The 25,577-nt window shown below is 53.9% G+C and carries 20 protein-coding genes; 15 read left to right on the top strand and 5 right to left on the bottom strand.

Translation table 11 applies throughout. The annotated features are described in order from the left end of the window. The first annotated feature begins 14 nt into the window (after positions 1–14). The 3 genes from NSS64_RS18830 (at position 15) to NSS64_RS18820 (ending at position 5,049) form a co-directional block, all read left to right on the top strand. Positions 15–944 carry a carbohydrate ABC transporter permease gene (locus NSS64_RS18830; protein WP_340942314.1) on the top strand — a complete coding sequence of 310 codons (930 nt, stop codon included), beginning with the start codon at positions 15–17 and terminating at the stop codon, positions 942–944. A 69-nt stretch (positions 945–1,013) separates the two neighbouring features. Beyond that, the gene (locus NSS64_RS18825; RefSeq protein ID WP_445667842.1) at positions 1,014–2,585 is read left to right on the top strand and encodes a DUF3502 domain-containing protein; all 1,572 of its coding nucleotides are present in this window, start codon (positions 1,014–1,016) and stop codon (positions 2,583–2,585) included. A 109-nt stretch (positions 2,586–2,694) separates the two neighbouring features. Next, on the top strand, positions 2,695–5,049 hold the full coding sequence (locus NSS64_RS18820; RefSeq protein WP_341141119.1) for a beta-galactosidase: 2,355 nt from the start codon (positions 2,695–2,697) through the stop codon (positions 5,047–5,049). 695 nt (positions 5,050–5,744) lie between these two features. On the opposite strand, the gene NSS64_RS18815 is transcribed toward NSS64_RS18820, so the two are convergent. Together NSS64_RS18815 and NSS64_RS18810 are read right to left on the bottom strand one after the other, a co-directional pair. After that, complete coding sequence (locus NSS64_RS18815) at positions 5,745–6,581, bottom strand: carbohydrate ABC transporter permease (protein WP_341141118.1); 837 nt, start codon at positions 6,579–6,581, stop codon at positions 5,745–5,747. After that, positions 6,581–7,471: a carbohydrate ABC transporter permease gene (locus tag NSS64_RS18810; protein ID WP_340942311.1), complete on the bottom strand. Its 891-nt coding sequence runs from the start codon at positions 7,469–7,471 to the stop codon at positions 6,581–6,583. The genes NSS64_RS18815 and NSS64_RS18810 overlap by 1 nt, the downstream gene beginning before the upstream one ends. A 206-nt stretch (positions 7,472–7,677) precedes the next feature. Here NSS64_RS18810 and NSS64_RS18805 point away from each other — a divergent pair, with 206 nt between their 5' ends. The 5 genes from NSS64_RS18805 (at position 7,678) to NSS64_RS18785 (ending at position 15,711) form a co-directional block, all read left to right on the top strand. Next, positions 7,678–9,540: a cache domain-containing sensor histidine kinase gene (locus NSS64_RS18805; protein WP_341141117.1), complete on the top strand. Its 1,863-nt coding sequence runs from the start codon at positions 7,678–7,680 to the stop codon at positions 9,538–9,540. Continuing rightward, positions 9,533–11,179 (top strand): response regulator transcription factor, encoded by a 1,647-nt coding sequence (locus tag NSS64_RS18800; protein ID WP_340942308.1) that lies wholly within the window; start codon positions 9,533–9,535, stop codon positions 11,177–11,179. Before NSS64_RS18805 ends, NSS64_RS18800 begins: the two co-directional genes overlap by 8 nt. A 122-nt stretch (positions 11,180–11,301) precedes the next feature. Then, entirely contained in the window at positions 11,302–12,627 is a 1,326-nt protein-coding gene (locus tag NSS64_RS18795) for an ABC transporter substrate-binding protein (protein WP_076079030.1), read from the top strand. 362 nt (positions 12,628–12,989) lie between these two features. After that, complete coding sequence (locus NSS64_RS18790; protein ID WP_341141116.1) at positions 12,990–15,086, top strand: glycoside hydrolase family 36 protein; 2,097 nt, start codon at positions 12,990–12,992, stop codon at positions 15,084–15,086. Between the two features lie 175 nt (positions 15,087–15,261). Then, positions 15,262–15,711, top strand: a complete 450-nt coding sequence (locus NSS64_RS18785; protein WP_341141115.1) for a hypothetical protein — start codon at positions 15,262–15,264, stop codon at positions 15,709–15,711. A gap of 27 nt (positions 15,712–15,738) precedes the next feature. Here the strand turns inward: NSS64_RS18785 and NSS64_RS18780 are convergent, their stop codons facing one another. The 3 genes from NSS64_RS18780 to NSS64_RS18770 form a co-directional block, all read right to left on the bottom strand. Continuing rightward, positions 15,739–16,044 carry a hypothetical protein gene (locus tag NSS64_RS18780; RefSeq protein WP_341141114.1) on the bottom strand — a complete coding sequence of 102 codons (306 nt, stop codon included), beginning with the start codon at positions 16,042–16,044 and terminating at the stop codon, positions 15,739–15,741. A gap of 17 nt (positions 16,045–16,061) precedes the next feature. Continuing rightward, complete coding sequence (locus NSS64_RS18775; RefSeq protein WP_341141113.1) at positions 16,062–16,697, bottom strand: hypothetical protein; 636 nt, start codon at positions 16,695–16,697, stop codon at positions 16,062–16,064. Positions 16,698–16,840: 143 nt separating this feature from the next. Beyond that, the gene (locus tag NSS64_RS18770) at positions 16,841–17,260 is read right to left on the bottom strand and encodes a MarR family winged helix-turn-helix transcriptional regulator (RefSeq protein WP_341141112.1); all 420 of its coding nucleotides are present in this window, start codon (positions 17,258–17,260) and stop codon (positions 16,841–16,843) included. Between the two features lie 385 nt (positions 17,261–17,645). Between NSS64_RS18770 and NSS64_RS18765 the strand changes: the two genes are divergently transcribed. The 7 genes from NSS64_RS18765 (at position 17,646) to NSS64_RS18735 (ending at position 25,463) form a co-directional block, all read left to right on the top strand. After that, entirely contained in the window at positions 17,646–17,903 is a 258-nt protein-coding gene (locus NSS64_RS18765; protein WP_036721536.1) for an AbrB/MazE/SpoVT family DNA-binding domain-containing protein, read from the top strand. Between the two features lie 173 nt (positions 17,904–18,076). Continuing rightward, the gene (locus tag NSS64_RS18760; protein ID WP_341141111.1) at positions 18,077–18,805 is read left to right on the top strand and encodes an HAD family hydrolase; all 729 of its coding nucleotides are present in this window, start codon (positions 18,077–18,079) and stop codon (positions 18,803–18,805) included. 270 nt (positions 18,806–19,075) lie between these two features. Then, a complete protein-coding gene (locus NSS64_RS18755) occupies positions 19,076–19,816 on the top strand; it encodes a response regulator transcription factor (RefSeq protein WP_341141110.1) in 741 nt (246 codons plus the stop codon). A 38-nt stretch (positions 19,817–19,854) separates the two neighbouring features. Further along, the gene (locus NSS64_RS18750; RefSeq protein WP_341141109.1) at positions 19,855–21,204 is read left to right on the top strand and encodes an FAD-dependent oxidoreductase; all 1,350 of its coding nucleotides are present in this window, start codon (positions 19,855–19,857) and stop codon (positions 21,202–21,204) included. A gap of 104 nt (positions 21,205–21,308) precedes the next feature. Beyond that, complete coding sequence (locus NSS64_RS18745; RefSeq protein ID WP_340944638.1) at positions 21,309–22,592, top strand: citrate transporter; 1,284 nt, start codon at positions 21,309–21,311, stop codon at positions 22,590–22,592. A 42-nt stretch (positions 22,593–22,634) separates the two neighbouring features. Then, positions 22,635–24,779 carry a hydantoinase/oxoprolinase family protein gene (locus NSS64_RS18740; RefSeq protein ID WP_341141108.1) on the top strand — a complete coding sequence of 715 codons (2,145 nt, stop codon included), beginning with the start codon at positions 22,635–22,637 and terminating at the stop codon, positions 24,777–24,779. A gap of 15 nt (positions 24,780–24,794) precedes the next feature. Beyond that, positions 24,795–25,463, top strand: a complete 669-nt coding sequence (locus tag NSS64_RS18735) for a hypothetical protein (RefSeq protein ID WP_341141107.1) — start codon at positions 24,795–24,797, stop codon at positions 25,461–25,463. Positions 25,464–25,577: the final 114 nt, after the last annotated feature.

Here is a 25,577-nt window from a genome sequence, read left to right as displayed (position 1 = left end):
GGAGGTAATGCCCGATGAGTTCAACCACTGCTAATATTCAATCACCGGAAGTACGCAGAAAGTCTGCAGGCCGGGACAAAATGGTACTATCCATAATCGGATACGTAACCCTAACGGTACTGGCTATCTTCTGTATCTTCCCGTTCATTCTGGTGATCTCTTCCTCTCTGAGTGAAGAGAGCGCGATTATCGAGAAAGGGTTCCAGATCTTCCCGACCGCCTTCTCGACAGAGGCGTACAGCCTGCTGTTCAAGTATCCGGCTGAGATGCTCAGAGCGTATGGCGTGACGATCTCCGTTACAGCCATCGGTACTATTGTCGGATTGTTCCTGACGTCAATGACAGCCTACGTGCTGTCCCGGAGAGATTTCAAATGGCGCAGCCGCTTCTCCTTCTTCTTCTTCTTCACTACATTGTTCAGCGGCGGTCTGGTTCCATGGTATCTGATGATCATCAACTATCTGCATCTGAAGGATACGCTTCTGGTACTGATTCTGCCGATGATGATGAACGTCTTCTATATTATTGTCATGAAGTCCTTCATGAGCAGCATCCCGGATGCGATTACAGAATCCGCCAAAATTGACGGAGCCGGCGATTTCCGGATCTTCATGCAGCTGATTGTACCGTTGTCCAAGCCCGCCCTGGCGACCATTGGTCTGTTCATTGCCTTGGCCTACTGGAATGACTGGTATAACGCATTGCTCTTCATCTCCAAGTCGGAGCTGATGCCGCTGCAGTATTATCTCTACAAAATGTTAGGCAATATGGATGGAATGCGTAAGGCGATGATGGCTTCCGGTGCGGTGGTCAACACGGACCTGCCAACCGAAAGTCTGAAGATGGCCATGACGATTGTGGCTACAGGGCCGATCCTGCTGGCGTATCCGTTCATCCAGAAGTATTTTGTAACAGGACTTACGATTGGTGCAGTCAAAGGATGATCACAGGGTAACCTGGTTATCAATAAAAGACTTAAGCAACTATTACTTAAGGGGGAAATACAAGTCATGATGAACAAGAAAAAGAAACTTACAGTAACGCTTGCAACGATGATGGCATTAGGGACGGTCCTCAGTGCCTGCGGCGGCAATAATAACGCTAACACAGGAGCGGAGGCCACTAAGGCTCCGGCGGCATCGGAAGGCGCAACAAATTCCGGCGCTCCGGACACCTCCAAAGAAGTGAAGCTCAAAATGATTCTGCTTGGGCCACAGCCCGGGGATTATGACAAGGTCTTCGGAGAGCTGAACACCAAGCTCAAGGAAAAAATCAATGCTACTGTAGAAACCGAATTCCTCGACTGGTCTGACTGGACCCAGAAATACCCGCTGAAATTCGCAGCGAATGAAGACTTCGATCTCGTATATACAGCGAACTGGGCCTTCTATAACGATCAGGCGCTGAAGGGCGGATTCCTGGAGCTAACGGATGATATGCTGACCAAATACATGCCACAGACCTGGGAAGCGATGCCGAAAGTGAACTGGCAACAAGCCAAGGTGGACGGCAAGCTCTACATGGTTCCTAACAACAATGTTGAAGTTACCGACAAAGTGGTGCTGTACCGTGAGGATCTGCGCAAAAAGCATAACTTGCCGGAAATCAACAGCCCTGAATCGTACGCGACTTACCTGAAGGCGATTGCCAAGGACGAAAAAGGGATTACTGCCTATGGAGCCAAGCCGGCGGACGGCTGGAAATTCCATGAGCTGGATCAGACGCTGCTGGAGCAGAACAACAACTTCAACCTGGTAGATGCAAGTCTGCTGCCGCTGGCGTACAAGCTGGATGATGCATCCGGTAAAGTCTTCAATATCTATGACACACCGGAATTCACTTCCCTGCTTCAATATTACAAAGACCTGGCCGATAACGGTGCGTGGTCGAAGAACGTAGTCAGCAACAAAAACGATGTATGGCAGGATGTGAAAGCAGGCAAGGTATCCTCCTATGCACACAATCTGGGTACTGTAGCTGCTAACCTGGCTGAAATGCGCCGTGACAAACCGGATGTGGAGCTGGGCATTGCCGACCTTACGCCGGACAAGAAGAAAATTGCTGCGATCTCGACGCAGAATGGGATGTCGGTTCATGCAACCTCCAAGAATCCTGAGCGCGCACTGATGCTGCTCGATCTGCTGCAGAATGACAAGGAAATTCACGACTTGACTATGTACGGCATCGCCGGAAGCAACTACAATCCGGAAGGTGACAAGAAGTTCACCGCAGGTCCTGCTGCCGCTAACTACACGGGCTTCTCGAACTGGGGCTGGAACTCCCCGTTGAACCGTCAGGATGCAGCGTATCCTAAGGAAGCGGACGATATGTTCAACACTTGGCAGTCCAGCATCTATCACTTCCCGCTGGAAACCTTCGTCTTCGACACTACGCCAGTGAAGAACGAAGTGGCTAACATCGGTAACGTAATGCTGCGTTATGCGATTCCGCTGGAATACGGCTTAATCGATGATCTGGCGAAAGGCCAGGCAGACCTGATCAAGCAGCTTAAATCAGCTGGTCTGGATAAGGTGCAGACTGAAATGCAGAAACAAATCGATGCTTTCCTTGCAGCGCAAAAATAACAGAATAAGCTTACGGGCTGCTCCAAAGCAATAGCTTTGGGGCAGTTTTTGTGAAAATATAAGTATAGGTTGTACACGGAGTATACAATATTGCAAAGGAGCAATTCTCATGAAATATACGATACAGGCCCTAAGGGCCGCCAAAGAGATCTACCCGTCCACCCTGCGGCTGGGCGGGAGCAATCCCCAAGGGGATGAGATCCGCTTCACGAATTATTATATGGAGATCAGCGGCAAGCCTTATTTCGCCATCTGCGGGGAATTCCATTATTCACGGTATCCCGAAGCGGATTGGGGGAGTGAAATCGCCAAGATGAAGCTGTCCGGCATCAATGTGGTGGCGACCTATATCTTCTGGAATCATCATGAAGAGGTGGAAGGAGCGTTCGAATGGGCAGGCAACCGCAATCTCCGGAGATTTGTGGAGCTGTGCCGGGATAATGGCCTATACGTCATCCTGCGTGTCGGTCCGTTCTGTCATGGCGAGGTCCGTAACGGCGGACTGCCGGACTGGCTGTTCGGCCGGGAATTCGATGTGCGATCCAATGACGAGGGCTACCTGAAGTATGTGAACCGCCTGTTCAAGGAGATCGGCAATCAGGCCGATGGGCTGATGTTCAAGGATGGCGGACCGGTGATCGGGATTCAGCTGGAGAATGAGCTGAATGCTGCGGCCGCTCTCTGGGAAGAGACCGCCAAGCAGGGTGACGAGTATCTCAGCGGCGGAGCGAGCGGTGAAGCGGGATCTGAGCATATGCGTCTGCTTAAGCAGTATGCGGTGGATTCCGGTCTGATCGCTCCTATCTATACCAGCACGGGCTGGGGCGAGGCGCCGTTCCTGGAGGATGAGGTGCTTCCGCTCTACGGAGGGTATGCCTATACTCCGTGGAGCATCAGTGACCCGAATCAGGTCCAGAAGCCGACGCCGGAATACGTATTCGTGAACTTCCATGATGACAAGGCGCCGGGCGGCGAATTCAATCCGCCGTATGCGCGGACGAAATACCCGTTCGCCTGCTGTGAGATGGGCGGCGGGATGCAGACCTGGTATCTGTCCCGGTTCCAGGTGGAGCCGGAAAGTGTCATCGCCATGACCTTAATGAAGCTTGCCGGAGGCTGCAACTTCATCGGGTATTATATGTTCCATGGCGGAACCAATCCGGTGGGAAGAACGGGATACCTGAATGAGAGCACTACGCCGAAGCTGACCTATGATTTCCAGGCGCCAATTGGTGAATTCGGCCAGATCCGTGAGTCGAATCACCTGCTTCGTCCGCTTCATTATTTCCTGCGCCGGTTCGCAGACCGGCTTGCACCGATGGCAACTGTGCTTCCTGAAGGGGCAGAAGCAGTTACGCCGGAGGATGCGCACACACTGCGTTATGCAGTCCGCACGGACGGCAAGGCTGGCTTCCTGTTCGTCAATAATTATCAGGACCATGTGGAGATGGATACGCACGAGGAGGTTGTGTTTGCGGTAGAACTGGGAGAGGAGACGCTTCGCTTCCCGCAGCGCAGCAAGCTGACGGTTCAGCCCAAGGCTTCCTTCCTGCTGCCGTTCAACTTCGCGCTGGATGGTCTTAATCTTAAGGCAGCTACGGCCCAGCCTGTTACGGCTATTGAAACGGAGGAAGCAGCCACCTACTTCTTCTCTATGCCAGAGGGTGTCGACGCTGAGTTCCAGATTGACGCAGATGCCGGTATTCTGGAGGTGAGCGCGGAGACCGGGGACGTAGCAGAGAATGGCGGCTATAGTGTACTGATTCCGCATCACCAATCTTCTATGATTGTGATCCGGCGGGAGGGAGCCAGAGAAGTCCGTATCTACGCAATGAGTGCCTCTGAAGCCGCGACCCTGTGGGAGCTTGAGGAGAACGGCTGCAGCCGCATCATCTTCTCACCGGCTCCTCCGGTTCAGACCGTAGGCGGAATTGAATTCATCAGCCAGGGACATCATGCATTCACATTCCGTGAATACACAGGCGGAGCAGAGACGGCAACGCAGTGGAATACGGCACAGGCTGATGCTACGGTCAGCGGACGACAGGATGGCTGGTTCCAGGCTTATGAGGTACAGGTACCGCAGAAGGAAATCACGGTTACGATGCGCCGGATTCAGGACCACAAGGTTGTCCTCCAGTTACCTGAGGAAATCCTGGAGAGCACGGAAGAAGTCCTGCTGAGCATTGATTATACAGGGAATGTGGGCTATGCCTTCGCTGCCGGGAAGCTGTTCCACGACCATTTCTATAACGGCTTGCCGTGGGAGATCGGCCTATCCCGGTTCCGGGAGGAACTGCGCCGGGGCGAGATCGTTCTGGAAACGACACCTCGCCGGACAGGTGCTGTTAAGCTGGCCGACGATGCCGCCATGGCTGTGGAGAAGGTATTCGAGGGCGAAGCCGTTGCCGTGTTCCATAGTGTGACCGCTACGCCGGTGTACCGGATCGGGCTTAGACGGTAAAGAAGTAACTAAGTAACTTCATCGTCCCATGGACCCTCTGCTCCCGTCGACCATCGTCCCATGGACATCGCCCCATTGCTTTCGCAGGGAGGCTGGTGCGGTACTTCGCGGTTCTATGCGGACTGGGAGGCCCTTATTAGTCCTGAAAGGGCTGGATTCGCCGAACTTGCGGACTCAGAAGACCTTAAGCTGCTTATTTGCAGTCATTGCGGGCCCGAAATTGCAAAATAAGTGCTTCTGAGTCCGCAGGCGCGAAAAACAGGGCAATATCAGCGAAATAAGGTCATCTGAGTCCGCATCTCCTGGGGGAATCCGGGATGGGTGGCAGGTGGTGCGTAGATTTTGCTAATTCAGAAGTGACTGCGAACGTCTAATTTTTAAGTTGGTTGGAAATTTTTTTGAATTTGGTTGTGAACTACTTATTGTTTTATAAAACGATTCAAGGGTGAAGGAGCGGAGGGGATTTTGGAACTGGAGGAGCGAATAGCGTCCGCCTTTAGGTTTGGATTTCTACTGCGGCCAGCAGTTTGAATCGGGAAATCCAAACCTAACAGCGGCCGGAAGTCCAAAATCACCGCAGTGACGATTAGACCCGTAATCAAAACTGAAACAGGCACGGCCCAAGCAAATTTGCTCAGGCCGTGCCTTTCTTTATTTCCAGCTGGTAAAAGAGAAGGGAGAGGCGCAGGTTAGCGTCACCCCTTAACCGCCCCAGCTACAACGCCCTTCACAATGTATTTCTGCAGGAAGATGAATACCACGATCGATGGAAGCACTGCCATTACCATAGCGGTCATGGCATACTGCCAGTCCGAAGTATATTGGCCCACGAAGGTATAAGCCGCCAGCGTTAACGTCTTCGTCTCCGGCGAACCATTGACCATCAATAGCGGGAGCAGGAAGTCATTCCAGATCCACATGACATCGATGATGATAATGGTCGTGGTGACCGATTTCAGCAGCGGGAAGATCACGCTGAAGAACAGGCGGAAGCCGGAAGCGCCGTCAATCGTCGCACTCTCGTCAATCTCTGTCGGGATACCCTTCACGAAGCCGTGATAGATGAACACCGCCAGCGGAGCGCCGAAGCCCCAATACAGGAGACCCAGTCCCCAGGTGCTCTCCGACAGGTTGAGATTCTTGGCGGTCTGGAGGACCGTCAGCATGATCGACTGGAACGGGATCAGCATCGGCATAATGCACAGGAAGTACAGGACACCGCTCCATCTGGTTTTGGTCCGGGCCAGCTTATAGGCGGCGATGGAGGAGATGAATACAATACCGAGCAGGCCGACACCGGTAATGATGAAGTTGTTCAGGAACAGCCGCGGATAGTTGATGAACTCCCAGACGTAGGAGTAGTTGCTGAAGGTCAGCTTCTGCGGGAGGGCGATGACATCGGTCATGACCTCGCCGAAGCTTTTGAGCGAATTGATTATGGTTAGAAACAGCGGATACAGGAACAGCAGAGACAAGAGGACCAGAATAACCTCCAGGATGATCTTGCCTGCCTTGTTGTGTTTGGTTGTCATTAGGCCTCTACCTCTCTCCGTTTGAAGACGGTCAGCTGGATGATCGTCACGACAAGCACAGCCAGGAACAGGATAAGCGCTTTCGCCGTGCCGTAGCCGTACAGATTGTTCTGGAACGTATCCCTGTAGATATCATAAGCAATACTGTAAGTAGTTCCGCCGGGACCGCCGCCGGTCAGCGACAGGATGACGTCGAACACCTTGATTGAATTGGTGAGCGCCATGAACACAGAGATCGTGATCGATGGGGCAAGCAGCGGCAGCGTAATGCTGAAGAATCGTCTCATCGGTCCGGCACCGTCTACTGTAGCGGCTTCCTTGAGATCCTCAGGCACAGACTGCAGACCGGCAATGTAGATGACCAGATAGAACCCGATCGACTGCCAGATGGATACACCCAGGATGGAGATGAAGGCCAGTCCCGGTGTCCCGAGCCAGCTTAAGTCGAAGATTGCCCAGCCGGTACTCTCGCCCAGCGAGTTGAAGCCCTGCATGAAGATGAACTTCCAGATGAAGCCGACAATGACCAGACTGAGGATATAAGGGATGAAGAAGGCCGCTCTCAGCCAGGAGGTGCTTCTCAGCTTCATGTCCAGCAGCACGGCCAGCAGAATCGCCAGCACATTGACTATGACAATGTAGAGTACTGCATATTTAATCGTGAACCAGGCGGCATCGGAGAAGTTGGTATCGCCCGAGAAGATCTGCTTGAAATTATCCAGCCCGACGAACTTGGGGTGCTTGGAGATCCCGTTCCATTTGGTCATCGAATAGCGGATGGTCATGGCGAAGGGGATATAGAAGGCAACAGCGATACAGATCAGAACCGGGAGAGTAAAGATACCGAATTCGAATTTCTCGCGCCATTGTTTTCCGAGTGTTTTTAACATGGATGCACCTCTTCTTGAGTTATAGGGTGGGAGTATTAGGCCTGGCTTGCCACACTTAACCATTCCGGTTAGTCTATATTGTGTATTATAGAGCAGACCCGGATCGTCAAAAATGGATTTAAGAGTACAGTTAAGGGTAAAAAGGTGAACGGACTGCGGAGGCCGGAAAAGTCCCCAAACCGGCAGCGGGGAGAGCGGAGAGCATCATGAGAAAAGTGTGGAGTAAGCTGATAGAGCCACTGCTTGCGCGGGTATCCCGCCGTCTGGCTAACAAGCTGATTCTGTTGTTTACGATTATTATCATCCTGGTGGTCAGTTCACTCACCTACATATCCTATAGCATGCTGCAGCGGGAATCGGTCGATAACAGCATTGCCAGTACGGGCAATAACCTGCTCCTGGTCGGACGGAATCTGGAGAGCTACCTGAGCGGGGTTGAGCAATTGTCTCTGCCGCAGATCTCCTACGATGAGTTCAATTATGCGCTTCTGCATGAATCAGAAGATTACAGCTCCCGGATGTACGTGGAGGATTATCTGCGGAATTTGTATTTTTCGCGCAATGATCTGGAGGCTGTATATCTCTATGTAATCAAGGAGCAGAAATATTATTATGTCACCAAGGAGAACTATAACATCACCGTCCGGGTATCCGAGCATCCGCCTATTGATGACCTGCCGTGGTATAAGCGGGCGCTGAAGAGTCCGTATAACCGTTCCTATCAGTCGTTCGTGGAGGAGCAGACGGCCAGCGTGAACAGCGCCGATTACCCTGTTAACCATAACAATGTGTTCATGGGCTACCACCGGCTGATCCGCTCCATCGTGTCACGCGAGCCGCAGGCGGTATTATCGCTATATTTGAACGCTTCTGTGACCGATGAGATTATGCGGGATATCCCGTTCAGCACCGGAGAGCATCTGATGTATATCAGCCCGGACGGGGAGCCTTTCAAGGTGGATGACAAGGAATTCTACCGGGAGAGCAAGGAGGCGGGACTGGCGAAGCTGCTGACACCGGAGCAGAAGGGGCGCGTAACCTGGTCTGATCAGGGGCAGAAGTACCTGGTAATCTATGATATCAGCCAAAAGGAGGGCTGGAAGCTCGTCAAGCCGATTCCCTACACTCAAATCTATGAAGCAGCTACAACGACGCGTACGTTAAGTGTGGCGATTGGCCTGCTGTTCCTGATCGTCTCTGTGGTGCTGGTCAGCTTCACCTCGAACCGGATTACCCATCCGCTGAAGAATCTGTCGCTCCAGATGCAGCGGTTCAGTACCGGGAGCTTCGATGCGCAGGCTTATGTTGCAGGCAAGGATGAGATCGCCTACCTGTCGCGCCATTTCAACAAGATGGTTGAGAAGACGAATGAGCTGATCAATGAACGCTATAAAATGAAAATCGTTGAAAAGAACGCCGTCCTTAAGGCCCTGGAGGCTGAAATTAATCCCCATTTCCTGTACAATGCGCTCCAGGCGATCTCTACCAAGGCACTCAAGAACAACAATGACGATATTGTCGAGATGGTGGACAACCTGGCCCTGACCCTGCGCTACTGCATTAGCGGCAAGGATGTTGTGCAGGCAAGGGAGGAGCTGCGGCATATTGAGCGGTATCTGGCGCTGCAGAAGGCGCGGTTCGGGAGCCGGATGCAGGTGGTGTACGACTGGGATGAGAGCCTGATGGAGCTGCGGATTCCCAAGCTGTCGATCCAGACACTGGTGGAGAACTGCATCAAGCATGCGCTGGAAAAGGTATCGAGTACGGTTACCATCACCATTGAGGCGCGTATCACCGGCACACACAGCGTCATCTCTGTGCTGGACGATGGTCCGGGCATCAGCGGAGAACGGCTGGAGCAGGTGCTGAGCTCCCTTCAGATGCAGTGGGAGGACCGGGCAGCGGACACGGCCGAAGAGGACGGTATGGAGAGTATCGGGCTGAAGAATCTGAATACCCGGCTGAAGCTTTTGTATGGAGAAGAGTCGGGTCTGGTCATTCATAGCACAGAGCAGGGAACACGAATGGATATGCGGCTGCCGCGGGGAGGAGTAGGACAACATGTATAGAGTGCTGATTATTGATGATGAGGAGCCGCTGCGCGAAGCGATTCACATTCTGGGGGATTGGGAGGGTCTCGGGGTCAGCGAGGTGCGGGAGGCGACAGACGGGAAGGCGGGACTTGAGCTGCTGCGCCGTGAGCGGTTCGATCTGGTGCTGGTGGATATGAAAATGCCGGAGCTGAGCGGAGCCGAGCTGCTGCAGATTGCCGAGCAGGAATTCCCGGACCTGCTGCTGATTGTGATCAGCGGCTATAATGATTTCGAGTATACGCGCCAGGCCATCCGCTCGAAGGTGGTGGATTACCTGCTGAAGCCGGTGAACCGCACAGATCTTAACCATGCGCTGCGCAAGGCGGTGGGGGTGCTGGAGGCCAAGCGGAAGCGGGAGAGCGAGTTCATAAGCCGCAATATTACACTCAATATGTCGCTGCCGAAGCTGAAGGAGAAGATGTATCTGTCCATCATTGACCGGAGCTTCAAGACCCAGTCCAATGAGGCTTTTCTCCCGCTGATCGGGGCGGACGGGGCGGCCAGCCACTTCGCTGTCGGCCTGCTGCGGATGCTTAATCTGGAGCAGGTGCGTAAGGAAAGATTCCATGGGGACCGGGATCTGCTGCATTTTGCCGTAACGAATGTGATGAACGAGAACACGGACGGGCAGTTCGAGTCGTTCAGCTTCGCCAGCCCCAAGGGGGAGCGCGAGTTCATTGCCATCTTCACCATGAAGGGCGGGTATGAAGCGGATGCAGCCTTCCTGTCGCTGCACCATATGAAGAAAGCAGCCTCTACCTTGAAGGAGCTGTTCGGGATCATCTGTGCAGGCGGAATCGGGGAGCCTTACAGTGATTCGCTCAGCATTGCCGCTTCTTATGAGCAGGCCAAAGCATCACTGGATACGATTGACCTGCTCAGCCTGAGGGGCAGTCTGATTGTGCAGGGCATCGTGATGAATCCCGCAGCGAAGGATATTCCCTCCCTGACCGGGCGGATGCCGCAGATCCGCAGTGCGCTGGAGGGCGGGAATGTGAATCATGCCCGCAGCATCCTCAGCGAATTCATCCGCAACTGCCAGGAGACGGAAGGGTTCACGCTCGGGGAAGCGGACCGGACCCTGCAGGGCTTTCTCTTGCTGCTGGGCGAGATTGCTGCCCAGCTGGATGCCATGCCGCCGCAGATCCGCAGCGGGAAGGACAGCAGCCTGGCATCTCTGGGCATCCTCAGCGACTTCTCTTCCTTTGAGCAGTTTGCGGGCGTGCTTAACAATATCTTCGACCGTTATGCGGGCGAGATCAGCCGGACAGTGGCCGGAGACCGCAGCAGCGTGCTGGAGAATATTAAGGCGTATATTGATAACCATTATTTCGAGGACATTAAAATATCGATGTTCACGGAACAATATTTCCTCAGCAGAGAGTATCTGATGAAGCTGTTCAAGGGACAATACGGCTACGGCATTCACGAGTATGTGCAAAAGGTAAGGATGGACAAGGCCAAAGCGCTGCTACGCGACCCTGCCCTCAAAATTCAGGATATCTCTGAAATGCTGGGATACAAGGACAAGAACTATTTCAGCAAGGCTTTCCGCAATTACTATGATTGCTCCCCTTCTGAATTCCGGCTGCAGCTGCCAGGGGTAGAAAAGTGAAACGGTTACATGGACACTTTTTTACCCTCATCAGTTCACTTATGTACATTCTTATCCTTTTTCTTTTTATTTAGAATGATGAGCAAGACCACAAGATGCATAAGGAAAAAGGGGGCAACATCATGTTAAAACGATTCATGGCATTATCTGCGAGTCTGCTGCTGGTGGGCGGACTGCTGGCCGGCTGCGGCGGAAATAACACCAATAATGCCGCTAACAACACGGGTGGAGCAGCAGGTTCAGGCAATACACCAACGGATTCTGCTAAGCCCGTCACGATTAATATGTTCACCGCCTCTCCCGAATACACGGATGCCTTCAATGCTTATATTGCGGAATACAAGAAGGTTAAGCCGAATGTTACGATCAATCTGGAAATCATGCAGGCAGACTACAATACGGTGCTGAAGTCCAAAATTGCCGCCGGCAGCACACCGGATGTGTTCCAGACCACGGCGGGCGGGGATATCGATACTTTTGCCGAATACAGTGCCGATCTTACCAATGAACCGCTGGCCGCAGCGATGACGGATGCCGTCCGCTCCAACATGAGCTCTACCGATGGCAAAGTCCTCGGACTGCCGGTGAAGGGCAACCTGTTCGTCCTGATGTACAACAAGAAGCTGCTGGCCGATGCCGGCATCACTGAAGTGCCTAAGACAACTGCTGAAATGGACGATGCGATTACCAAGCTTGAAGCCAAGGGCATCACCCCCTTCGCCAACGCCTACAAAGAGTGGTGGGTATGGAAGCATATCTTCCAGCACTTCGTAGACGCCGCAGCGACCGATGCCGGAACGGATGCCAAGACGCTTGTAGCGGACTTCATCGCCGGGAAGACGACCTTCAAGGATCATCCGGTGCTGAGCGATAACTTCTTCAGCTTCATTGATACAACGGTTAAACACGGAACAGACAAGCCGCTTGAACGCGACAGCAATGCTGAGGTCAGTGATTTTGCTCTGGGCAAAACAGCCTTCATGACCGGTAAAGGCGCGTGGGATGAAGAAGCGATTAAGAAAATCACCCCTGACTTTGACCTCGGCATCGCCGGGTATCCTGTCAGTGACAAACCGGAGCAGTCCCAGATCATCACTGGTGCTGACCAGGCACTGCGGATCAACAAGGATTCTGCGGTAGCGGCAGAGACGATTGAGTTCTTCAACTGGCTGTATACTTCCGACTACGGGAAGAGCTGGTTCTCTAACGTAGCCAAGGTCATTCCTCCAATCAAGGATGCGCCGATGCCTGACCTGCAAATGCCTAAGGAAATGGAAGAAATCCTGAAGACGGAGAAATCCGGCGACCTGTCGGTCAACTACTCGCTGGATACGTTCCACCAGAAATTCGGTGAGCTGATGCAGGCTTATATCGGCGGCAGCAAGACGAAGGATCAGGCGATGGATGAAATTCAGAAGGCCTGGATTCAATTCGGGTCTGCGGAATAAAATTAAGGATTAAAGATGGCCTCTGAGGATTGCTGAGAGGCCATCTTTCTATGTAACACGGATTATTCGGCGGGGGAGGGGGGAGTGGCTGGACGTAACTGCAGGAGCTTTGGATTTCCGGCCGCTGTTATGTTTGGATTTCCCGATTTAAACTGCTGGCCGCAGTAGAAATCCAAACATAAAGGCGGTCGCTGCCGCTCCTCCAATTCCAAACCTCCCTCCGTTACTTCGCCACTTACACGAGAAACGCAGGGAAATAAGGAGTTACGAATAGAAGAGAAGGTCTCCTAATCAGGGGAGGCAGAAAAAGAGGAAACCAGGAAAGCAAGGACAACATCCTTTATAAGGAGGGTAAATCAGATATGCAGAGCAGGCTAATAGACATAGCCGAGAACGGGCTTTATCTTACAATAGAAATTACAGCGGAGCAGGATGTGCGGCTGCTGCATTTTGGCGCAGCGCCGCTGGAAGCAGGGAGCATAGAAGACCAGCACAAGGCAAGCTTCCGGCTGCTGGAGCTGCAGCTGTCGGGGGAAGACCGGGCGGAATATCACGGGCGGACGCACCGTGCATCTTATCCGGGATTGCGCATGGTGTATGACGGGCACAGGGACACGGTGAATCCGCTGGGACGGAAGCTGGAGCTTACGCTGGCTGACCCGCTGACGGGTGTGAAGGCAGTACAGCATTATCAGTTCTATACTGGTGTGCAGATTGTCCGTTCCTGGACAGTGGTTCGAAATGAAGGCGGTGCGGAAGCGGCTGTGGAGTATATCTCTTCATTCGCACTCACTGGGGTGGACAAAGAGGGCAGCGGAGACCGCAATGACAAAATCGAAGTGAGTATTGCTCACAGCGGGTGGCAGAGTGAGCTGCAGTGGAAAAGCTACAGCCTGCCCGAGCTGGGCATGTCCCATCTCGCCGATCGTGGCTCGAAGCGGGTTGCCGCCAGCAATACCGGCTCCTGGTCGGCGGCTGAGCTGTTGCCAATGGCCGTGCTGCGCAACAAGGAGAGCAGAAGCAGCCTGTTCTGGCAGATTGAACATAACGGCTCCTGGCACTGGGAGCTGACAGATCAGGCAGATCAGCTTACGCTGCTGGTCAGCGGGCCTACGGAGCATGACAATCACTGGTGGCGGAGGCTCGCCCCCGGCGAAGCATTCACCTCCGTGCCGGTGGCCGCAGGTGTAGTAGAGGGCGGGTTCGGAGAGGCGGCAGAGCAGCTTACCGCATACCGACGGCTGATCCGCAGACCGAATGAGGATAATGAGCTGCTGCGGGTGATTTTCAACGACTACATGAACTGCCTGTGGGGAAGCCCTACAACGGAGAAGTTGCTGCCGCTGATTGCTGCTGCTGCCGAAGTCGGCTGTGAATACTTCTGCATCGACGCGGGCTGGTATGCTCCCGGCGAGTGGTGGGACGGGGTCGGGGAATGGGAGCCTTCGGCTGAACGCTTCCCGGAAGGCATCAAATACGTGCTGGATGTGATCCGCAGCAAGGGGATGATCCCCGGCCTGTGGCTGGAGCTGGAGGTGATGGGCATCAACAGCCCGAAGCTTGCGGAGACCGATGACAGCTGGTTCTTCATGCGCCACGGCAAGCGGGTCAAGGACCGCAGCCGCTATCAGCTCGATTACCGTAATCCTGCGGTTATTAAGCATGCCGACAGCGTGATTGCCCGGCTGGTCGGGGAATACGGCGCCGGGTATATCAAGATGGACTATAATATCAATGCAGGCATTGGCACGGAGACGGCGGCGGACAGCTTCGGGGACGGTCTATTGCAGCATAACCGCGCTTATCTGGCCTGGCTGGACAGCATCTTCGCCCGTTATCCGCAGCTCGTCATCGAGAACTGCTCCAGCGGCGGGATGCGGATGGATTACGCCATGCTCAGCCGCCACAGCATCCAGTCTACCAGTGACCAGGAGGATTATGTGAAGTATGCTGCCATTGCTGCAGGCTCTCCGGCTGCACTGACTCCCGAGCAATCGGCGGTCTGGTCGTATCCGCTGCGCGAGGGTGACGATGAAGAGGTCATCTTCAATATGGTTAACTCGCTGCTGCTTCGCGTTCATCAGAGCGGCCATCTGGCCGAGCTGACGCCAAGACGCCGGGCGCTGGTGAAGGAGGCGCTGGATTATTACAAGTCTATCCGCGCCTGTATTCCGCAAGCCTTCGCCTTCTGGCCGCTCGGTCTGCCTGACAGTGGAGGGGAATGGGTCAGCTTCGGCCTCCGTCATGGAGACATCCGCTATATTGCTGTATGGCGGATTGCCGGAGAAGCGGCTGCGGTTACGCTGCCCGTTCCTGAGCTGAGGGGCCGCGAGGCGGAGGCCCGGTGTGCGTATCCTGAGGCGCACGGGTCGAAGTGGGGCTGGGACGCTGTGAAAGGCAGCTTGACCGTTACGCTGCCCGCTGGCAAGATTGCCAGGCTCTTTGAGCTTCGTTCATAGGGACAGCTTCGCACATCTGGAAGAGGCTGAACAGCTGATACGGAGTGATTCGCATACAAACAGGGGTATTTCTGCACCGGAGAATGGCTGCTGAAATACCCCTTTTTTGCTACTTGTTTAGGAAATTATGATTTTCTTCTGATGTGGATAAGTGGCACATAGGCGCATGGCCCGAATGTATGCGAAAAACAGCATACATTTGCTGGCACGCAGGCGCATGGCCCGAATGTATGTGAAAAACAGCATACATTTGCTGGCGCGCAGGCTTGTGGCCCGAATGTATGCGAAAAACAGCATACATTTGCTGGTACGCAGGCAAGTGGCCCGAATGTATGCGAAAAACAGCATACATTTGCTGGCACGCAGGCATGTGGCCCGAATGTATGAGAAAAACAGCATACATTTGCTGGCGCGCAGGCTTGTGGCCCGAATGTATGCGAAAAACAGCATACATTTGCTGACGCGCAGGCTTGTGGCCCGAATGTATGCGAAAAACAGCATACATTTGCTGGTACGCAGGCATGTGGCCCGAATGTATGCGAAAAACAGCATACATTTGCTGGCGCGCAGGCAAGTGGCCCGAATGTATGCGGAAAACAGCATACATTTGCTGGTACGCAAGTAATCTTATTCACCCGTAAGGGTGATTTGGCTACCTGATGAAGCTTAGGCTTTTCAGCAGCAAACGGCGGGTGTAATAAAAGGATAAGAGAAGGAGGAAAGCGAGAACTAGGCTGAAGGGCAAGCTGAGAAAGACCGGGACCGAATAGGACGGGGTCAGATTCATCCCTATGGCACTGACTCCGAAGGTCCGCAGCAAGCCGGCTATCGGAGCGATGATGGCACAGATGAGGCTCCCGGCCACCCAGACGCCCAGCACGGGCAATGCAAAGAGGATGACGAATCCTTTTGCCAGATAGTTCAGCAGTATAGGCATTGCACCAGAAGAAGATTTCATGTCGAGTACCTCCATCGTTATGTATTCATCTGAATAATCTTGCCTACCTGGGAATGTGGATGAATCGTCAGCGTCTCCCGGTAACGGATCTCCCGGATGGAGCATCCCGGCCCGAGCGTAACATTCTGTCCGCACACAAGGTCTGCCTGCGTCCGGTATAGGGTAAGGTCAGCCCCTTCAATGATCCCGCAGCGCAGCTTGCGGAAAGGGCTCAGCGGAATAGGGAGCAGCCTGGAGGAGGGCGACACGATAATATCACCTTCTGAGGTCATGTGCCTGATCTTGCACAAGGCCCCCGGCTTGATGCGGATGGTTCCCGTGCAGGACAAGCGGTCTATACGTACGCAGCCCTCAGCTTTGAATTCTTCTGCGGCAACCTCACCGGTAACAGACAGGTATCCATTGGCCGTGATGCTCACGCCCCTGAGTTCAGGAACGCGCAGACTGCCGAAGCTGCTGAGCTCCTGCGTATTGCAAGATACCCCTATGGAGCATTCTCCTCTAAGCCTCAGGCGTGCTGTGGTTAAGCTCCCGCTGACATGCAGGTGGCCCAGCACCTCCACTTGGGAGGCGTTCATATCCCCCCGGCAGATCCGGGAGCCGTTGATTTTAAGAGGTGTATTGGCCGCAGGTGTCGGGTTCAGTGCAGGCATAGGTTCATTCACCGCCGTTTTATACTATTTTAGTAACTATAATATATATTAAATGAAATATTTAATCAATAGATGTTCTTCAACAAAAAAACTGCACTCCCCGATGGGAAATGCAGTCTGTGCTTAAAGGATAGCCGTTGATGCTACTGTAACATTCCGCCCATCAGCTCATCGATCCTCTGCAGGGCTGCCGATATGTTGTCAAGGTCAGTCAATGCAAAGGTGTCGAAGAGAGAAAGGATGTGCTGCTTGCCTGATCCGGTGAGAACAATATTGACGACTCTGCGGTCTTCCTTCGTGCGCACTCTCTCGATGTATCCCAGATCCTCCAGCTTATCGCACATGAACGAAGCGGCTCCCGGCGTAATGACTAGCCGCTCTGAGATATCCGTAATGTTAAGCGAGCCGGTGAGCTGCAGCAGGAACAACAGCATGATCTGATTCTGCGAGAGTGACCCTTTTTTCGTAATCCGGTCTATGAACGCCTGTGACTTCTGCTGCACGCTGGCCATATGCTCCATGACGGTATAGACGGCTTGCTCTTTCTCAGCTTCTTTGCTCATGGAAACACTCCAATATAGTATATTACGTAAAATATATAGATTGTATATCTTTCTTGTCAAGTAAAGGAAGAGCATAGTTCCTAAGGAGCAGCCGTAAGTTAAGGGGAGAACTGCTTCAACCATACCCCTACAGCATTACGGGCAAAAATTGAATGAAAAGAATAAAATGGATATAAAACGGTTTCGGTTATAGTTTTGTCGAAAAAACTCTAAACTTTGTCGAATTTTTTGTCGATAAATATCAAAAGATGTAGAAATAAAATTGACAGGAAAGAAATAGCACTTTACAATGCAATTATAGAGTAATCATTTCTACTTATTAGAAGCTTTGATAGCTTTTAACACGCAATGATGATCCAAGTGTTATTTCAAGGGAGGATGCATAATGATGAAAGCAACTGGCATAGTAAGAAAAGTAGATGAACTGGGACGTATTGTGATTCCGATTGAGCTGCGCAGAACAATGGGAATTGACATAAAGGATCCGCTCGAAATTTTTGTGGACGGCGAAAAGATCATTCTCAGAAAATATGAACCTACTTGCATCTTCTCCGGAAGCTCCGAGAACCTGATCAACTTCAAGGGTAAAATGGTCAGCAAAGATGTTCTTGATGAACTGATCTCAAGCTTCGACAACGTATAAGTTAAGGCTCTGAGGCAGTAGGCAGTATGAACAGAAGGGACCGCAGTGTAAGCACGCTATGTGTTTGCACTGCGGTCCCTTTCTGTAATTAGGGGTTCGTAGACAACATCTGCTGCTTCCTATATCATTAGGGCGTGTGACCGAAGAACAATTGGGAAGGGATGATTCACCTCATGAGCAACGAAGAACAGACACAGGCGGGGAACAGACCGCTGCCGAACTTAAGCCAGCCGGAAGCCATCGTATTTGATATGGATGGTACGCTGTTTCAGACAGAGAGCCTGTTATTGCCCGCCTATCATAAAATGTTTGATATTCTGCGGGAAGAAGGCCTGCATTCCGGCCCGACTCCGCCGGAGGAGCGCATTCTGGGCAGTCTAGGCATGCTGCTTGCGGATATCTGGAAGAACGTAATGCCGGAAGCGGATGAGGCGGTACACCGCCGGGCGGATGAACTGCTCCTGCAGCTGGAGATTGAGGGGCTGGAGGCCGGAGGGACAGTCCTGTACCCTAAGGTAGTCGAGACGCTGCGTGCGCTGCACGCGCGCGGAGTGAAGCTGTTCGTAGCCAGCAACGGGCTAGAGGATTACATCCATAGCATCGTAGTCGTGCACGAACTGAAGGACCTGTTCGAGGGGCTGTACAGCGCGGGCGGCTCGGGCACGGCAACGAAGACCGAGCTGCTCGGCCTGCTGCTGGACAATCACAAGATCGGCAGCGCCTGGATGGTCGGGGACCGTTCCTCCGATGTACAGGCGGGCAAGGGCAACGGACAGACCGTTATCGGCTGCGCCTATGCCGGCTTCGGGCGGCAGGATGAGCTGAAGGGCTCGGATGTCATTATCTCATCATTCGATGAATTGATTGCGCTGTATGATAACAGCACAGCGCAAAGCCTGTAATCAGCCAGGCCAGAAGCGGGCTGTGTATATACAAGCAAGCAGAACCGGATGTCATTTCCGCCGTACTACAGGCGTGAAGGGCATCCGGTTTCATATCTTGCGGAGCGCAAGCGGATACATCTCGAAATTTCATACCTTTTCTCGAATGAGGACCGTTTCATTGAAGGTGCTCAAATTTTATACTGGTACTGTAAGCGTTTCACCAGGAATGAGCCTCAGAAGCCTGGCGAAGCGCAGCGGCGGCCAGATGCTGTATTTGGAGGGATAGGGTTGCACAAGCTGTTTCTGGTTGAGGATGAAGCCCTGATCCGTGCGGGCCTCAAGCATTTGATTGAGGAGGTCATCGGCGGCTTTCAGGTGGTGGGTGAGGCAGAGAACGGAAGAATTGCACTGGAGGCACTCAAGAGTGTGAAGCCTGATGTCCTGATCTCGGATATACGGATGAATGAAATGAACGGCCTGGAAATGATCCGGCGGGTTCGTGACCAGTACCCTGAATTGTATATCCTGATTCTGAGCGGGTATGCCGACTTCGAATATGCAAAGCAGGCCATCAAATACGGCATCAGCGACTATCTCCTGAAGCCGGTTGACCGCACGGAGCTGGCCCAGGCCTTAGGGGAGTTCAAGCGCAAGCATGGAGCCCGGAATGCTCTGCCTGGCCAGCCGGAAGAGGGGGAGACCGACCAGAAGGGCAGGCAACTGATCCGTAAAGTGAAAGAATTGGTGGCCCAGCGGCTGGATCAGGAAATTTCGCTGCAATATATGGCGGAGCAGGTGCATCTGAATCACCAGTACCTGTCGGTGCTGTTCAAGACGGAGACCGGACAGAACTTTACGGATTATGTCTCCCGGTGCCGGATGAACCGGGCCAAGCAGCTGCTGAAGGAGACGAATCTCAAAATCTATGAGGTTGCCAAATTATCCGGCTACCTAAGCTCGAAGCATTTCATGGCGGTATTCAAGGACTATACCGGCTGCACCCCAACGCAATACAGGGAGCAGCAGTAATGTAACCGTTCACTTTAGAAGAAGAAGGAGGAGCAAGGATGCGGAAATATGAAGTGATTGTGGCGGGAGGCGGGGTGTCCGGCTCCATCGCGGCTATCGCAGCAGCAAGAGCAGGCGCCCGGACGCTGATTATCGAGGCGGGGGGGTTCCTGGGCGGGACCCTGACTGCTGCGGGCGTAGGACCGATGATGACTTTTCACGCGGGGGATAAGCAGGCTATCCAGGGAATCACCGATGAGCTGATTCAGCGGCTCCGGGCGCTCGGCAAATCGCCGGGGCATATCCCGGATGCGACGAATTACACCTATTCGGTGACACCGTTCGATGCCGAAGCGATGAAATACGAGCTGGATCTGATGCTGCAGGAGAGCGGAGGCGAGGTGCTGTATCATACGATGCTGGCCGGTGCTGAAGTCTCCGGCAGACGCATTACATCGCTAACCTTGTGCAATAAAGCCGGGCTTAGCAGGGTCTCGGCGGATGTATTCATTGATGCTACGGGGGATGGTGATCTGGCGGCCTGGTCCGGCGTCCCGTTCACCAAAGGGCGCGAATCCGACGAGCAGTCGCAGCCGATGACCCTAAAGATGAAGATGAGGGGAGTGGACACGGAGAAGATCAAGGCGTATATCCGGGAGCACCGTGAGGACTTTCCGCGCATGAATCTGGATATTACGGTGATGGACTCGGCGGCCAGACTCTCTGTCGTCGGCTTCGACAAGCAATTCCGTGAAGCGAAGGCGCGCGGTGAGATCAGTATTCCGAGAGAGGATGTGCTATTCTTCGAGACGAGCAATCCCGGTGAGATTATCATGAATACAACGCGCATTCTCGGCAAGGACAGCACAGACCCGTGGAGCCTCAGCGAGGCCGAGATTGAGGGCCGCAAGCAGTGCCGGGAGCTGGAGCTTTTTCTGAAAAAGTATATTCCCGGCTTTGAAGAATCAGTGGTCGTCTCCACAGGCCCGTCCATCGGCGTACGCGGCTCCCGTCAGATCAAAGGAGTGTATACACTGACTGCGCAGGATATTCTCTCCGTGAAGCCCTTCGAGGATGTGATTGCCCACTCCGGGTATCCGATTGATATTCACAGCCCGGACGGCGAAGGAACGGCAACGGATCATCTGGAGTGGGGCGCGATGTACGGCATCCCTTACCGCTGCCTGATCACCAGCGAGATCGACAACCTGATCGTGGTCGGACGATGCCTCTCGGCTACCTTTGAAGCCCAGGCGGCTGTGCGGACTACACCGACGGTAGGCGCAATCGGGCAGGCGGGCGGTACGGCGGCGGCGCTGGCTGTCCGGGAAGGAGTTCCAGTGCAGCAGGTGGATTATAAGAGCTTGCAGGAGATGCTTGTGGCGCACGGTGCTTATCTGGAGGTGTAAATTAATTCGTATAACAACGATAATCAGAGTAATTGTAGCAGGGAATATTCATTGATTTAGGATGTATCACTCACACGATTTTAGGAGGAATTGGTTTGGAAACCGTGCAAATTATCGGGATTTTACTTGTATTCATTGTGTTTGTGGGCCTGATGATGACCCGCAAGCTGACCACGCTGCTGGCTTTGCCGATGATGGCAATTCTGCTGGCGGCGATCGCGGGTATCCCGCTCCTGTCTGATAACCCGGATACCTTCACCATCACGAAGGGTGTGCTTGCAGGCGGAGCCATGAAGCTGTCCACCGCCATCGCCGGACTGATCTTCGGCGCCTGGTTCGGCCAGATTCTCAGCAAGGTCGGCATCACGAAGACCATTATCCGCAAGGCAGCAGAGCTGGCGGGGGATAAGCCGCTGGCGATTGCCATTATCTTTTTCCTCGCCGCCTCTGTAATCTTCTCGGCTGCGAATGGCCTGGGTATGGTTATTCTGGTCGGGACCATCGCTATCCCTATTATGCTGACAGCCGGGCTTAAGCCCTTTGTAAGCGGCCTGGTAGTATTGCTGGCCAATGCGGTCGGCGTGGTGTTCAACGTCTCCACCTGGGCGATCTATACCGATGTGCTTAAGGTACCGACGAACACGATTGCTTCTTATTCGCTGGTCTGTGCTGTCCCGCTGATTGTGATTGCCCTGATTATGATCGTCTATTATACCCGCAAAGACGGCAAGGTCCGCCGTGCCTGGGCGATGCCGCTCAAGCCGGAATTCCAGGCTCAGGACAACAAGAATGTAAGAGCGGTTGCGCTCATCAGTCCGCTTGTTCCGGTGCTGCTCGTGTTTTTCCTGAAGGTGGATATTGTCTCGGCGGTCTTCATGGGGGCTCTGGTCACCCTGCTGCTCGCCACCCCTAAGCGTCCATTCCATGTGTTGTCGAGTGCGCTGGTAGAAGGCATTCAGGATGTAGCCGGTGCGCTGGGTCTGATGATCGGCATCGGGATGCTGCTCAGTGCGGTAACCGCACCTCAAGTGGCTTCATTGATTCAGCCGCTGATCGAAGGCATCATTCCAACCAGTCCGCTGATGTATATTCTCATCTTCACCCTGTTGTCTCCGCTGGCGATTTACCGTGGACCGCTCAACGTATGGGGACTGGGCAGCGGTATCGCGGCATTGATCGTGGCTGGTGGCATGGCCCCTGTGGCAGCGATGCTCGCACTGCGTATTGTGAGCAATCTGCAGGCCGTCAGTGATCCGACCAACTCGCATAATGTCTGGATCGCCGATTACACGAAGACGGATATTATTGAAACGCTGCGCAAGACGCTGCCATGGATGTTCGTTGCGGTGATGATCTCGATGATTATTGCGGGAATGATTGCCTTTTAGAGACTCTTAGAGACCTAAGCTTCATGGAGAGGAGAACCTGCTATGAGCAATAAACAGATCAGAATCGGCATCGATGTCGGAGGAACCTTCACGGATGCCGTGGCGATAGATAACGAGACCTTTGAGGTGCTGTCCAAGGTCAAAATGCCCACCACGCACCACGATGAACGCGGGGTAGCCAGCGGGATTGTCCAGATTATCCAGCGGATTATGAGCGAGAACGGGATTCTTCCCGGCGATATCAAGTTCATCGCCCACGGGACGACGCAGGCTACCAACGCGCTGCTGGAAGGCGATGTTGCCCGTGTCGGCATTGTAGGGATGGGGACAGGGATGGATGCCCGCAGTGCCCGCTCGGAGACCAATGTGGCGGATATCGAACTGGCTGCGGGTAAATACCTGACCACGTATCACAAGTTCATCGACTCCAAAGAACTTACCGCAGAAGCCATTGATGTTGCCATTGATGAGCTGCTGGCCCAGGGGGCAGAGGTTATTGTAGCCTCGGAAGCTTACAGCGTCGATGATCCGGCCAATGAGCTGAGAGTGATGGAAGCGGCGCGCAGCCGGGGCGTGTACGCCACCGGCGGACATGAAATCTCCCAGCTCTACGGGCTGAAGACCCGCACCCGCACAGCGGTCGTCAATGCGAGCCTGATCCCCAAGATGATGGAGACGGCCAATATGACCGAGCAGGCGGTCAAAGAGGCGGGGATTACCTCCCAGCTGATGATCATGCGCTGTGACGGCGGGGTCATGAGCATCGACGAGGTGCGCAAGCGCCCGATCCTGACCATGCTGTCGGGGCTGGCGGCCGGCGTGGCTGGTGCCCTGATGTATGAGAAGATCTCGGACGGCATCTTCTTCGAGGTCGGAGGCACCAGTGTAGATATTTCTGTGATCAAGAACGGTAAGGTCATGATTGAGAACGCCCAGGTCGGCGGACACAAGACCTATCTGCGCTCGCTGGATGTGCGGACGCTGGCCGTTGCCGGAGGCAGCATGATCCAGATCGGCGGGGGCAAGATCACGGATGTCGGCCCGCGCAGTGCGCATATTGCAGGACTGGAATACGAGTGCTTCACCGGCAAGGAGAACCTGGAGCAGCCGTCTATCGGCCTTGTCCGTCCGCGCGAGGGAGACCCGGATTATGTCACGGTCCGCAGCGCCGGAGGACAGGAATATGCACTGACACTGGCGGGAGCGGCGAATCTGCTGAACCATGTGCCGGAGACGGATTATGCGCGCGGGAATCTGGAGAGCACCCGGATCGCCTGGCAGGCACTGGGTTCCCATCTGGGGATGTCTGCGGAAGAGGCGGCCAGGGCAGCGATGGATATTGCCATCCGTAAGGTAATGGCTGTGGTAAACCAGATGATCAGCGATTATGAGCTGGACGCCGGATTCATTACGCTGGTGGGCGGCGGCGGAAGCGGAGCGGTTCTGGTCCCGGCCATGGCGGCGAAGGAGGGCTTCAAGCACCAGATTGCCAACAATGCGCCATATATCTCCACGATTGGCGTCGGGATGGCGATGGTCCGTGAGCAGATCGAGAAGACTGTAGTGGGCGCGACAGAGCATGACATCAAGCTGATCCGGGCGGAGATTATGGAGAAAATCGTCCAGTCCGGGGCGAATGAAGCCACAGTCGATGTCACGATCGAGATTGACTCCCAGCGCAATATTCTGCGGGCGATCGCCACCGGCTCCACCGAGCTGCGCTCGAAGGATCTGGCCAGCCGTGAGGTGCCGGTGAACGAGCTGATGCAGACGGCAGCGGAGGCGCTGGGACAGCCCGCGGACAAGACGGAGCTGAAGGCGGCCTCCGGCAGATGGTATCTGTTCGAATCCAGCGAGATTAAGAAGTCGATGTTCGGGCTGGTGAAGAAGAAGCTCAGCCATGTCGGTGTGCTGGACCGCGAGGGTGTGGTGCGCTTCAAGAAGAGCAATGCGTATCATCTGGCTTTTTTGAAGAAAAATATGGCCGACCGGTTCGCCTCCTTCCTGGAGGAGAATACGATCTATTCGGACGCCAATGCCACGATCCCCAAGACTTTCATCTTCTATAAGGAAAAAATGCTCGATCTGACCGGGATGCAGACCAAGGAGCAGCTGTTCTCCATTCTTGAAGTGGAGACGCAATTGCTTGAGGACAACAGCGAAATGCTCGCCGTCGTCTATCAGTAGGAGGTGGACAGGAGAATGAAGACGGCTGTAAAGACAGTGCCCGGCGATCATGTACTGGGGTATGCCGAGCTGAAGAACGACCTGTTATTTCACAGAATACCGCACAGCAAACGGCGTTATTATGTGGAGCAGCCGCTTGCCATTGGCAGGGAGCAGGCACTGGCCTTCAAGGCCCGTTATGGCACGGATGTCGGAGCCATCTGCAGGGACAGGGACATCCAGGTGAACCTCAATGAACGGCAGGGCACCATCGGGCAGATCCGCTTCCGCGCCCAGATTGAGCTGTCGGCCAAGGAACGCGTCATTACGCTGTACCGCTCCTCCATGGAGGAGCTGCGGCAATGTGCCGGTGTGCTGCTTCCCGGCTGTTCCTTCAGCCTCAAGGAGGTTACAGACATTCATCTTGCCCATGAGCTGTTCCATGATCTGGAGTTCACGGAGCTGGGCTACACCAATAAGCGGCTGGATGACATCAGCAGCCTCTCCCTGGGGCCGCTGCGCATCCGGGCGGGCGTAACGAAGACCTCGGAGATCGCCGCGCATGCGTTCAGCCGTTATCTGCTGGACCTGCCCTGCTTGCCGAATCTGCTGGATTACGCATATATGATTCACAGCGGGACACTGACAGCCGCCGAATTCTGGAGGCAGACGGAGGTCTGGTCAAGCGAGCTTGAGAATAGCTGAGCCGGAATCTCCGGGCAGCTGCCTTTTGCCAGTAAATACCCATGGTGAACTCCTCTGACTTGATACTCAAATTATGCTATCTTTGTGTAAGAAACCAGAGTCCGGGAGGCTGTT

The sequence above is a fragment of the Paenibacillus sp. FSL H8-0122 genome (genome assembly GCF_038005345.1).
Classification (GTDB): Bacteria; Bacillota; Bacilli; order Paenibacillales; family Paenibacillaceae; genus Paenibacillus_AQ.
Note: the sequence above shows the minus strand (reverse complement) of the source record. Positions and strands in the feature narration are given on the sequence as shown.